Consider the following 13,328-nt stretch of genomic DNA (forward strand, 5'->3'; position numbering starts at 1 on the left):
TTCAAAAATGTTCATATTTATACCCCGCGCTTATTCCCCCAAATAAGCGCATGTAATTGAGGTAAAACCTTTACTTTATTCAATTGATGGTCCGCAACCGCACAATTGACTAACCACTCATATTTCAAAAGCAGTTTCTGAATCATTTCATTATTATTGAAATTAGTAATATCATCGTTACCTACCTGGAGATAAAAAGGAATATCCACATAGCGGTTATGGACCAATTTCGCATACTCTAGATCGGCTTCATCGAAGATCACTACTTTTAGACTCACTTGATTTTTAAAATTTTGATCGTTTAGATTTTTAAAAATAGAATCTAATATTTCAAAATTGGTCACCATGTTTGAACTTGGCGGCTTTGGTGAAATGGTCAATTCATCTATGTTTAAGAACCAGTCTTGCCATCTGCTGCCTTGTGTTTCGATGCCAATTTTTATTTCATTTTCTTTTAATAGGTCAATAAACACGTCTAAATTTTTCAGCAGTGCTGGGTTTCCCCCTGAAATCGTCACAAAGGAGAAATTATCACCGCCGATTGTCTTTAATTCTTCCCAAATTTCTTCGGCAGTCATTAACTGAATATCATCTTTTGCACTGCCATCCCAAGTAAAGGCAGAGTCACACCAACTGCAGGAATAATCACAACCGGCTGTTCTGACAAACATTGTTTTTTGACCAATTACCATTCCTTCTCCCTGTATGGTTGGGCCAAAAATCTCTAAAACGGGGATCCGACTCATTCCTCCATCCACTCCCTTCTGGCCTCTGCATAGCTTGTAGGAGTTTCAAAAAGGCGGACAAATTCCACTCTGGCTACATCATATTTATTGATTCGTTCTTCTGTTGCTAATGCATCTTTCATTTTCTCATATATCCACACAACGATGTTTTCCGCTGTTGTATTCATCAATGGAAGGGTTTCATTTAGGTACTGATGATCAAGAACTATTTCTATTTCATTTTTCCAAATGTCTTTAATATCGCCAAAGTCGATCATTAAGCCGCGTTTATCAACAAAACCGCTTAAACCAAAAATAACTTTGTACGTATGACCGTGCAAATTCTTGCACTTCCCTTCATAGCAATGTAAGTGGTGAGATGCATCAAAGGTAAATTCTTTGCTCACTAATACACGTTTAGAATGGTATTTTAAATCATTACGATGAATGTCCTCATCTATTTTCTGAAGTTTATCGACGATTCTAAAACCCATCGCTTAAAACCCCCCATTTAGAAAGTCATCAAGCCCTCTTTTTCTTAAAACACAAGCTGGGCACTCCCCACAGCCATCTGCAATGACACCATTGTAGCAGGTTAATGTTTTTTTTCGTACAAATTCAAACGCTCCTAATTCATCCGCTAGAGCCCATGTTTCTGCTTTATTTAACCACATTAATGGTGTATGAATAACAAAATTATCGTCCATTGATAGATTCAAGGTGACATTAAGTGATTTCACAAAAATATCACGGCAATCTGGGTACCCGCTGAAATCTGTTTCACAAACACCTGTTATTAAATGCTTGGCTCCAACCTGACGCGCTAATACTCCTGCAAAAGTTAGGAATAAAAGGTTACGACCAGGAACAAAAGTCGACGGAAGTTCCCCTTCACCACCATCAGTAACCTCGATATCTGAACGTGTTAACGCATTAGGTGCTAGTTGATTTAATAATGACATATCTAAAATATGATGTTTCACACCAAGTTCATTGGCTATATTTTTGGCACATTCAATTTCTAAACTATGCCTTTGGTTGTAATCGAACGTTACTGCTTCAACCTCTTTAAATTGTTTTAATGCCCAAAATAAACAAGTGGTGCTGTCTTGTCCACCACTAAACACAACAATTGCCTTTTCGTTTTTCAACATTTATAAAGAAACTCCCTTCAAAATAGAAAAAACAGCACCCCAAGATAGAAGTACCGCTTCATCTTAGTTTTTTTAACGAGGGGGGCTAGAACCTCTACCATATTCATGTATTTAACAATTAATATTATTTAATTATATCATTATAACATAAATCAATCATGTGTTCTAAATATTTTTAAAAGAAATGATCATTTGTTTATGAGAAGATTTTTCCATTCCATTGTTTAATTTAATATTCGGCATAAGTAGTACTACCAAACAAGGTTAGGTATTTTATTAACTTTGATAAAACATATTTTAAGAACGGATTGATGAGTATTTATAAACTTCCTTAATCAAGATGTTTCATGGTTTTTATACTGCTCTTGAGAATACTGTTCCAAAGCCTCAATAATCCCTGTTTCCCCGGAACTTCTAGCATATATAAGATTATCTTCTATAAATGGTGCAATCCCAAATGTTAAAGCATGAGACATACAAGCTGTAACTAGTATAATTAAATCAGAGTTACGAGCATAGGACTTTGCTTCAATTGTTAATTTACTATCAGTGCACACCCTAACTTTAACATTAATATTCCTCATTGCAATTCGCTCCGCAGCGCGTTTTGCTGGCTTCTCACGCAATGAGTAAATAGTGATTGACATAGAAGGTAGTAGGTTCAACGGATCACTTACTATTTTTGAGGGTATCTTTGCAGTTAATTCACCAAGCATACTAGAATCTGCAGATATAAATCTACCTAGTTCTATCCATGATTGTATAACAGTTGGTTTAGACATTCGATCAATCAGGGAACCAACCCAATTTGTCCAAACAGGCTGTAATATATCGTCTGCAAGACCATATTCTTTAAAAAGTTCTAATGTTTCTAATACATACGTTGATAATCGCTCAGTTGGTATTATATTAAACCATGTTTCGATTTGATTCCAGTATTGATTTACTTTGGTCATATCTAACAACAATAAACCTTCTGTTAGTCTTAATAAGAAGCCTGTGTTATTTTCGTTTCGATTACCATGAATAAAGAGTATTTCACGCGTATACTCATATAATTCTACAGCTTTTGCTTTAGGGAAATTTTCATCTTGTAAAAGTTCTGATATAAACATTGGCATTGCTGTTTGTAACAAAGTTTTTTGCAAAGGTGAAAGAGATTCTATTCCTATCATTGCTATTATATCTGATAAATTACTAAGAGAAGTTATAGACCAGTTAATATTACCTTGCTGAACGTCCATCGTTGCTAATCCTTCTTCTAGGGAATCGAAATCAGGATCTTTTAAAACCGCTAAAAACCAACTTTTCCAATCTAATTTCTCTTTAATCTCATCATTATCTTTAACAGAAACTCTTTTCCCCTCTCGGCGGTTAAGTAAGTATATCATCCAACCTTTCGTTTGAGGGTCCTTAACTAACTGTTGTTGTTCATGTTCTGGAAGGTTTTTAAATTGTTCTAAAGCAATAGAACAAGTTTCTTCTGTCTCTTCCATAATAGCAATTCCTGAAAGTAAACGAACCTTATCAATTGAAAGTTCACATCCAATAACAAGAATAAAAGCATCCTCATATTCACGATTAATAAAACATTGTTTAGCAAGTTCTAGTTTATCTATAATAGGTACAGGCGGGTTATCTGTATTTGTTTTTACATAAAGTAACAGGAATTCAATAATGTTTCGAGTTATTTCATCGTCTGTTTTTTCTAGATAGCGCATTAACTTATCTACTTGACCTTTATTAGCTGCCTCATAAGCAAATACACGAATTACATTTTCTTCATCCAAGGTCAACTGTGAACGTAATAAAGTTCCAAGTCTATAACGAAATTCTTTAAATGATTCAATTGATAGGTCATACCTACCCAGTATATCTGATTTAGATAATATACGTTGATAAAATGCCCGGATTAAGGTGATATGAACTTGATTTGGGACTCTACCTAATCCAGATAAGATCTCATAATCATCTGAATTCCATATTCTTTCCCATTTACCCTGAGCGCTTAAAAATTGAATAGTCAGAAACTTGTAATTTTCATCATTTAAGTATTTTCCTTGGCGGAGTTCATTTAGAAAATTTTTCGCTTCTTCCCAATTTTGCAATACAATCGCTTGATGAAACCCATTACGTAACGTAAATGCGTTTACTTCTAACTCGTCATAAGAAATACTTGGTCGGCGTTCATCTAGCTTTCTCCATGTCCGGATGTTTTTCCAAATAATCTTTTCATTTTCAATCGTGGAAAAATAACCAAAATAACCTTCCGGAAACAATTCATACCCTATTTCTGATAATTTTTTTTCTGAAGTGAAATATTGTCTTTTTCCATATTCTAGTGAATCACAATGATATGGTAACAAGAAATTATTTAATTCCTGAACATATTTTCTCAATAATGACTCATTATTGGAAAACAAGAACCAAAATGTACCTTTTTTTCTATTTCTAAATGGAAGAACAAATGGTTTATCATTATAAAATCTCTTAATCATTTCCAATAGTTCGTCATTCGGTCCCGCCCACTCTGTTTCTCTAAATGATAATTGAAAAGGATTCGAACCATCTATTTGTAATAGGAGGCGAAGAAATTTAGTTTTTAATGATTCTATCATTGTCTTTCTGCCTCCTCCCATCTGGCACGTGCTGCCATCAAGGCTTGGCTTACTTCAGATCCATCACTCGTAATTCGAACATTTTCCCCATTAATATTAATTCCACGGAACGTAAAATTCATGGAACCATGCAAATATATACGGTTAGTCATTAGACCTTTTTCATGATTGTTGTTTAACTTCTTTATTTCAACATTTTTTAGTAGGCTAATGAATCTTTCGGTCTCCACACGATCAGGATCACATATTACTCGAATTTTAGATCCTTTCCAAGATAATGTATTTAGTATATCTGAAAGATAAATGATTTTTCCCTCAGCGAGTGGAAATAAATCGGTATATTGTCCTAATGCATTATGGATAATTGGCGAATTACTCAAAAATGGCGATATCAAATAAACCTCTTTGCTTGGTAATGCGGCCTCAAGAGAAAAAATAGAAACCAGGCAATCTCTTAATGTTACTGCACTGTTGTGAGAACGAATTGTTCGATTAAGCATGTGTAACCTCCCTTATCTGAATATCAAATAACCAATTGCTTCCACTGCTATGAACACCGGAAATATAAGGGTAATAAAATTCGTACTCAAAATCAATCGGGTTTTGGATAACGTCAATTAACCTCCGTTGACATTCTTCCATTTTCTCGAATGAAGTTATGACACAAACTTGGTTTCCTTCTTTTAATACATTAATTAACCTGTCAGTCCAATTATCATCCTGTGAATTAACCATTACCTTTGTTGGCGTGAGAACTGATTTTAGAAGAAGACGTGAAGGCTTTGCAAAAGACTGATATGGACTATATAAGTTTAAGCATTCAGGACAAGAATCGTTACAGTCACTCCACAACAGGGTTTCCACTATTAATAAACGTTGTTTTTCACCATATTTGCCGCCAGGATATAGATTTTCAAGAATATCATCAATACGTTCTTGAAAGTTATCCAACCGTAAACATGCAACCGTAAATACGCGTATATCAATTTTACACCCTAATCTTTTTTCTTCATTCTTCCACAATTCTTGTAAATCCTTCATCAATACGTCAGTTATTTTATTGCTATTATTATTGAGTAATTTGGTTGTAAGGCTTACAATTAATTCGCGTTTCGGAGTAATTCCGTGCTCGCTTAATTGCTTTCGAAGTAATTCAAGTTGTTGTTTTTGTTCATCTAGATTTGTGATCCTACGAATAAGAGTAATTGTTTCATAGAACGCGGAATCATCAAAATGATTTACAATAGCAGTCAATGCTTTTGAAATGTTGCTCCTAGGACATGCATTAATTGCATTAATAAATAAATCCTCAAACAACCTAGGTTCATTCTTGATTGCTGATGAAATACTAGAGATAATTCCCATACCACCAGAGTCTGCTTCTGAAATCCATATTTGATTATCCAAAATATCAAAATTAAGGTCTTCTGTATTGGTGTCAGGTAACAGTTGTTCAATTGAACGTCCAATGCATGATGCAATTGTTGTTTGAAGTCGTTTTTTTATCCATGGATAGTATTCTTTTTCTTCAGTTATATCAGTATAAAGCAATTCGAGACATGAAATAAAGCGTTCCATTATCACATCATTGTCTAGATGGGATAATAGTCTTTTATATAGTTTTGCTTCTTCACCATTATCGCTCTCCTCTATTTTTACTGCTGTTGAATGAAAAATTACATTAAGAGCCCGTAAAGAAATTTCCTTAACGTGTTCCTTGTATCTGTCAACGGCCTCTTCTAAACTACACCGTTTACTTATTGAAGTAGCAACTGTAGAAGATAAACATATTTGGCAGAGCCATTCAACTTCAAAAATAGATAATTGACTCAATAATACTGTATCGTTCTGAAGTGTATCAAGATAGAAAATGGGTCTTAACTCTGACAAAAGCGTATCCCATTCTGGACGAAATTTAATTTGTTCTAAATCAATTTGCTTCAATTTAAATACAATAGCATCTGCATCAACTTGGAAGCCTATTGCAGCCTGTGTTTGCGGCAAGCTATGATTAAATCTATATATTTTTCGTTCAGAATTACCATTTTTATATTTTAGTTCGACATTGACATTAGTGGCATAACGAGTGAATGTTACCGATTGAAATTCATTGGATGAAAATAAGTCTATCCTGGAAAATATCGATGTTAAAGCAGAGTTGGGCAATAACGAAATTTTAGAACCTACTTCTTTATCTGCTACATTATTTGGTAATATTTCAACATTCCATTCCAATGTTCCTGTTGTCCTGTCACTTAACTCATAAGGTATTTGTGATAAGTTATATTTTAGAGGCAAATAAACTGAAACCCTTTCATCAACTTGACCTACATGTTTAATCAAAGTTCCAATGATAATGTCATCATTTATATTAATTGTATCTTTATCTAGAAATACTGGTAACCATTGTGCCTCTTTTATTCGTTCCGCCTTTGCATATCTCTTTGATACATTCCCGGGAGCAAACTCCTTTATTCCTTGTTGTAAAGCTTGATAATGAACTCGTTTTCGATCATTGTTAATTAATAATTCTAGCTCATTTACTTCTAATGATGAAAATAAGTTTCTTGGAACATACCCTTGTAATGGTGATGTAGAAAGTTCATTAATTCCCTCAGTCCTTGCCCAATCCATCGATAAATGATTTAACAAAGTAGGAAGTAAATCTAACATAATAGAACGAGGAGGGGTCCATAACAATCGATTAATAGCGTTCCTATCTAACTGTAAAGCAGATTCCATAAAATTAATAAACTCCTGATCATTACCACTTAAAAGATGTATGATTAAATTCGTAATAAATTGTCGTTCAGTCTGATAATTTTTGTAATGTGGTGACAGTACATTCCAAATAGGTGTTGTTTGTCCATTCAATTTCAATTGAAAACTGAACCAATCCATAAGTGCAAACCCAACTTGAATCCTCTGAATATATACATTTCTTACAGGTAATGCTAAGTCAGGTAATATGGGACTAAATAGTTGTTCAGGGAAATCATACACATACCGATCCCTACCATATGAGGATGTAACTACTATTGTCCATGGGCGCATACCTCTTTTGCGACCAGCACGACCTTTTCGCTGTAAGAAGGAAGCTAAATTCCTTGGAGCCTTGTGTTGAATTACAGCACCAACACTGGAGTCATTATAACCCACTTCCAAAGTACTAGTTGCCACTACAAATTTTGCTTTTGAATCAACGCCTTTATATTGTGAGGAGGTAATATCAATTTTCATTGGATTTTGTAGAGCTAATGGGTCAATTTTTTTTGCTAGTTCCCAAATTTGACCAGCATTAAATTGGTGATTTTTTGTTTTTTCAAGGTTTGGAGCTTCCTCTCTAATAACTTCCCAATCACGATATTGACTTAAAACATGATTTTCTTCCGCATCCTTTTCGATATGGTACCACCGATTAATTACGTCAAGTTTATCCGTGAAACCGAAAATCTTGGAACCATATGCCCCCCTTGACACTGAATTATTAACGGGGTCCAACATCCTACCTAGTAACATAGCTGTTTGTACAGACGTTGATAGTAAAGCAGTACTAGAAAACGGGTCCCCACGTAATACAAGATTATATTCGATACCCTCATCTGTCATATCTTCAGAAATTGGAGTTATATATCTACAGTTACTTTCTGGAATTCCTACCAATTGTGAAAAGAAATGCTGTGGATTAGGTAATGTTGCTGACAATCCAACGAACTTGATTCCTGTAAAAGAGATCGCATATTTTTTTACTAGCGCTTTCCACCTTTTTAAGACATAAGAGACATGAGCACCATTTATACCATTGTAAATATGTACTTCATCTAGCAAAACAAATAATGGTGGTTTTTTATCTGTTCTAATTCCAAAAATATGTTGATCAAATCCACTCGATAATTTTCGATTCAACATTTCGGTAGTAGTAAAAAGGATGTCCGGTTGGTTTCTTACCATCCGTCTTCTTGTCAAGATTATATTTCGATAGTCAATAATGACATCACAATCATATTTGGTACAATAGAGTTTTTCATATTTATCAGCATTTGTTGCTATAGCTTTTTCCAAGTCTGAATTTTTCCAGATTAAATCTGACCCACAATTTGGACAAACTATTGATGGACAAATGTACCCATCTTGTTTCTTTTCCCATTTTCGACTTTCGTGGGAACGTACTTCTTCTGCTTTGTTTGGAGTATCTCCGTAATAACAGCCAATAGTAATAGGACGAATTGAATTTGATTCAAATAAATTGTTTAACTTTAACACTTCACCCATCGCTTCACTATACTGATCTTTCAGCAATTCAGTCCGAGGATAAATGGCTAGCATCCGTGTCCATGTACGTGGGTCATCTTTAATTGACTGGGATATTTCGCCAAATGCAGGCAAATAAAAAGACTTCGTTTTACCTGATCCAGTTCCAGCGCCAATAATCGTACCAACATCAGTTGTCATTTTCTTATCTTTTAACAGATGTAATAAGGATTCAACCTGAAAACCTGAGAGTTGTAATTTACCGTGTTCTAATAAAACATCAAGAGCTGAAATAATAAAGGGTGCTAACCGTTCACTTTTTATTATTTCCCTAATTTGGATCCAATTTTGATCACGCTTTGGGTAATTACGATATTGCAAATTTGTTTTTACATTACTTACTAAATTAGGCGCGCTTAACCAATCCGTAAATTTAAAACGTTGTTTAAGCAAATATAAAAGTCGAACTGTCTCAGCATATCTAGAGCGATATCCCGCTTTCCCTTTAAATAACAACTTTCTATCAACTAGATTTTGGATTATATCAATTGATGTAAAACATTGTTCTTTTAATTTAAACCATAGTTCGTTTATCAATTGGGTTGGTGGTGAATCAACAATCTGTTCTATTTTGAGTACTGCATCAAAAGATCCCCCTGTGATCCCCCAAGACAACAAGCTGTTTTCTTCCAATTCTAATTGAGACAGTATTTCTTCTGCCAAAATATCTAAATCTGTACGTTCCATTACTGAAGCCTCACTTAAATTATAAGTTTATTTATATGAGATCTTTAAATTGCTTGAAAAGTTGTTCTCATTTAACCATTGGATTACTTCTGGTGTAACATCCATTATGGTTGCCTTATTATTTGCAACTAAATCTAGAAATTTTTGGACGTCAGTTGTTGTGTTTAGATTAGTTAACTTCTCTTTTGCATTAATAAGGTACTTAGTAAACTGCCTTAGGTTACTTTCAGAGATGGGCCATTTTTCACTTAGGCTTTCTAAACCACGAATAATATAATTTATATTATCATCAGAGCCTGCAACTTTTTTAATAGAGTTCAATCCTCGGATTACATCTTGGCTTTTTGAAGATGCAAATTTAGTCCATTTTTCCTGCCATTCAAGATTAAATTTATTTATCTCTCTGGTTAGATAATTTACTTTAACTTGTTTAGGGTTGTTCTCAAATGTTTCAAGTAAATCATTGATTTTTTCGATTACTGAGGACATATCAGGTTTTATAAAATAATCAGGATGAGTTGCCACAAGACTATTTATGGAATTAATAAACTCAATATAGACACTTGTTTGTTCCGCTAGTTTTTGGTAAAAGTCTTGATAATCGAGAAGTCTATTTACTCTCTCATCAACTAATTTTACTTGAACTATTAGCTCACGAGTCGATCTAACCTTATCCAATAACATTTGGTGACACCTCCTTATGGATGTCTACAATACTACTTTGTAAATTCTTCAAGTAGTTTAGTGTGTCCTCAATAACTTGTTCAGTTTGACTTTCTTTTAACTTTTGAACTAACTTTTTGTGTTTTTCTTCAAATCTGACATACTTATTAGCTAATAATCGCTCCATATTTTCAAACAGTTTGATATAATCCACGACTCGTTCAGAAGGTATTGTGATTAAGCCTAAAAACAACTGCTCATTCTCCCATTCATTCACCTGTCTTAATGTATTTAAGTAGAAAAGAAGTTGTTCGTGATTTAACTCGCGTTTTTGTAAACTTATGAAATCTTCACTAATGAAACCTTCATTAATACTTTTAAAATAAACCAACAAGTCACGCACTTCACTAAATAACGTACCAACTGAATCATCATTACCAATATATTTCGTAATAAGGTCTATTCTTTGTTGAATTAAATTGCATTCACCTTTGATAGCAAGTGGTAGAAAATTTATTAAAAACTCTAGCAGCTGTAAAGAGGTATATCGAGTTGATTCTCTATATAATGTATTATCAGGTAATGTCATCTTCCCAATATCCCAATTTTGCCTTTTAAGAAGCTTGATTTCTTTTAAAACTTTCACAACATCAATAAAATGAACCTCTGTTTTATCTGTGATTTTCCCTTGAACTCGATTATAATGGCTTTTTAACAAATCATAATTTGTTTGAACCAATAGCTTAGTTTTTGAATTGTTAAGTCGCTTTTGCATTGAAACCCAGTCAGAAGACCTATGTTCCTCAACAGGAATGTTTGGTTGGTTGAATAATGCTTCATAGATTTTTAATGAGGACGTGTCACTTCTGTTAAGGTTTCCAGACAATACCGATAAATGATAACTCGCGGTAAGTATCCATTTTGAATACTCCCATTTCTCATGATTACTAACTTCTTTTGGAAATTTTATAAAATTGATTACATTGTCTTTTTTTTCATGAAGCCAATTATAAAAACTAGGTAAATAATCAATGGCACCTTCAAAATTCCATGATTTATTACCCAGGTGTCTCCAAGCAGCCATCGACAAAAAGGCATAGTAGGTAGTAGAAGATTTTTCTATGGTAAAGATTTCATTTCCTTGTGTTGTAACCGTTTGATCTTCTATATGAATCTTCCTACTTTGAAAGTTGTCGCTCACTAAACGAGACGACACATCCTCTGCTTCCCAGTCAATAAATTCGATAAAGGCATTGTAAATGTCATCCCTGAAATGTGAATAACTTTTTAACTTTCTAGTTTCGTTTATCCACTGATCCAATTCTAAAACAACCCTGTCGAATGCATCTTGGCCAGGATTTGTAGTTATTTGTGGGATTGGCGGCACTATTGGATCAGGATTTATTGGTCGATTACCACCATTAGAGTTTCCGTCATTAGTGATATTAGTATTAGGTCCTTTTGACTCTATGACTCGATTTAGATCTGGAATAAACGGTAAACCAAAGACATCAAATGCATTTTTTGGTAAGCCTCCAACTATAATTTCATTATTATTTTGAATTGTATCGACATTCCCATTTCCCCATACCCTAAGGAATGAAGTTAGTCGTTCGCTATGAAGTGGGGCTTTATTTTCAATTGTGCGTTTAGCCAGCACATCTTTGAAATTAGGTAAATTTGCAAACTCACTAGTTAGTTCTGTAATCTTAGGTGGGAACTCGTCATTTACAAAGTACAACTGCAATAAATGTGTTAAAACGTATTTCAAAAACCTCCTTGGTGTTTTAATTTCCATTGCATTATAAAAATTCCCTAAAGCTGTTTCGTTAAAAGGAAAAAGTGTCACCGTTCTATTATCTTGCAAACGAAAGTTAGACCATTCAAAGTCTTTGTAGTCTGAAGAAATCGGAAGTATTCCATCTTCTGCTCCGTTTTCTACCCATTTAGCAAGTTCACCTTGTTTTACATAAATAGCGTTAATATATCTTGCAGCCATTTCAGAAATTTGGTTACCGTCAAATAGGGCGGCTTTGTCAATTAAGACGCGACTTGTTACCCGCTCTTTTAAATTGTCAGGAATCGTAGTCTTATAATAATCATTTGTAATACCCACAAAAGACAGAAGTCGACAAAATTCCTCATTATAATCGGTACCTTTATGCTCTGTTACAAGGACTTCAACGAGTGCACGATCAATCCCTGTAAATGAAGTAATATCCTCAATAAATAACGTTAAGTTTTTATTGTTTGCTCTTAGTTCTTTTCGAAGTTGTTGAAAAACATCTTTTAAGTCTGAACCTCTTAGGTTGGCACAACGTTGGACAACAGTTTCTAAAAAAAGATTTAAATAATTAGCAAGATCCATTCTAAGTTGTGCTGCATTTTCATTATCAAAAAGCATTTCTGCCAATCGCATAGAACGTCTCGATGCATCTGATTGTCTAAAAGTTTGAAGTACATCCACAGTCACGATAAAATCATCTCCCTCAAAGCGTGGGGAAATATCGTCAAGTCGTTGATTAGAACTTTCAGCTGCTAATCTCATTTTTATTCTGTCAATTGGTCCCATTTTTCTGAACATGAATTCTTGTATAGATGGTTCAACAAGGAATGCATATAAATTTTTCTTCACCTTACTTGGTATAGTTTCTGATTCTTCATCGCCAAGGACAGCAATCGCAAATTGGTGTATAATATTTTGTTTTAAATCATTTTCTTTTAAGTGCTCATTCGCTAATATTAGCTTTTTAATTTTATCAACTGAATCACTTTCTTCAAATACCCCAGAATTAATAATTTGCTCCAAAGCACCTCTTAAAGTACTCTGAGAACGAGAGATAAATAGAACTGCTTCTTCATCTGGGTTCACTTCATTTTCATAACGTTCCTTTACCCAGCGGATAAAGTGGGATTTTCCTGTACCATTATCCCCTTGAACAATAATAAATTGATGATCGTTCCGACGTTTTAATACCTGTTTGTGGAAGAATGTCTCTTCATCCATTTCGGATTTCCCAGTCTCCTTAATTCCACTTGTAACATGTATTAATTTTTTAAATGGTGTATGTGTAGCAAGAAAATTAACCCTATCAATATTCGTGGCATCAGTACGAATTACTTCTGCAAGTCTATTTAAATATAGTTCTTTATTAGGATTACTCAATATT

8 protein-coding genes are annotated in these 13,328 nt (G+C 34.0%); all 8 read right to left on the reverse strand.

Features of this window, described 5'->3' with window-relative positions; genetic code table 11:
* Nucleotides 1-17 precede the first annotated feature (17 nt).
* The 8 genes from queE to RTR43_RS20805 all read right to left on the reverse strand — a co-directional run bounded on the left by queE (nucleotide 18) and on the right by RTR43_RS20805 (nucleotide 13,324).
* Nucleotides 18-746 carry a 7-carboxy-7-deazaguanine synthase QueE gene (gene queE / locus RTR43_RS20770; protein ID WP_312474687.1) on the reverse strand — a complete coding sequence of 243 codons (729 nt, stop codon included), beginning with the start codon at nucleotides 744-746 and terminating at the stop codon, nucleotides 18-20.
* Nucleotides 743-1,219 carry a 6-carboxytetrahydropterin synthase QueD gene (gene queD, locus RTR43_RS20775; protein ID WP_312474689.1) on the reverse strand — a complete coding sequence of 159 codons (477 nt, stop codon included), beginning with the start codon at nucleotides 1,217-1,219 and terminating at the stop codon, nucleotides 743-745. Before queD ends, queE begins: the two co-directional genes overlap by 4 nt.
* Nucleotides 1,220-1,222: 3 nt before the next feature.
* Nucleotides 1,223-1,876, reverse strand: a complete 654-nt coding sequence (queC, locus tag RTR43_RS20780; RefSeq protein ID WP_312474774.1) for a 7-cyano-7-deazaguanine synthase QueC — start codon at nucleotides 1,874-1,876, stop codon at nucleotides 1,223-1,225.
* 338 nt (nucleotides 1,877-2,214) lie between these two features.
* Nucleotides 2,215-4,497, reverse strand: coding sequence for a protein DpdD (gene dpdD, locus RTR43_RS20785; RefSeq protein WP_312474692.1), 2,283 nt, complete (start codon nucleotides 4,495-4,497; stop codon nucleotides 2,215-2,217).
* Nucleotides 4,494-4,997, reverse strand: a complete 504-nt coding sequence (gene dpdK / locus RTR43_RS20790) for a phospholipase D-like domain-containing protein DpdK (RefSeq protein ID WP_312474695.1) — start codon at nucleotides 4,995-4,997, stop codon at nucleotides 4,494-4,496. Before dpdK ends, dpdD begins: the two co-directional genes overlap by 4 nt.
* The gene (gene dpdJ / locus RTR43_RS20795; protein ID WP_312474698.1) at nucleotides 4,990-9,495 is read right to left on the reverse strand and encodes a protein DpdJ; all 4,506 of its coding nucleotides are present in this window, start codon (nucleotides 9,493-9,495) and stop codon (nucleotides 4,990-4,992) included. The genes dpdK and dpdJ overlap by 8 nt, the downstream gene beginning before the upstream one ends.
* Before the next feature lie 27 nt (nucleotides 9,496-9,522).
* Nucleotides 9,523-10,179, reverse strand: a complete 657-nt coding sequence (locus RTR43_RS20800) for a hypothetical protein (protein WP_312474702.1) — start codon at nucleotides 10,177-10,179, stop codon at nucleotides 9,523-9,525.
* Complete coding sequence (locus RTR43_RS20805; protein ID WP_312474705.1) at nucleotides 10,166-13,324, reverse strand: hypothetical protein; 3,159 nt, start codon at nucleotides 13,322-13,324, stop codon at nucleotides 10,166-10,168. The genes RTR43_RS20800 and RTR43_RS20805 overlap by 14 nt, the downstream gene beginning before the upstream one ends.
* Nucleotides 13,325-13,328: the final 4 nt, after the last annotated feature.

Source organism: Neobacillus sp., from assembly GCF_031988165.1.
GTDB classification, from domain to species: Bacteria; Bacillota; Bacilli; order Bacillales; family Cytobacillaceae; genus Neobacillus; species Neobacillus rhizosphaerae.

Coding starts and splice junctions, on each gene's coding strand:
- RTR43_RS20800 (WP_312474702.1), bottom strand. CDS start 10,179: ATGTTATTGGATAAGGTTAGATCGACTCGTGAGCTAATAGTTCAAGTA.
- queE (WP_312474687.1), bottom strand. CDS start 746: ATGAGTCGGATCCCCGTTTTAGAGATTTTTGGCCCAACCATACAGGGA.
- dpdJ (WP_312474698.1), bottom strand. CDS start 9,495: ATGGAACGTACAGATTTAGATATTTTGGCAGAAGAAATACTGTCTCAA.
- queD (WP_312474689.1), bottom strand. CDS start 1,219: ATGGGTTTTAGAATCGTCGATAAACTTCAGAAAATAGATGAGGACATT.
- dpdD (WP_312474692.1), bottom strand. CDS start 4,497: ATGATAGAATCATTAAAAACTAAATTTCTTCGCCTCCTATTACAAATA.
- dpdK (WP_312474695.1), bottom strand. CDS start 4,997: ATGCTTAATCGAACAATTCGTTCTCACAACAGTGCAGTAACATTAAGA.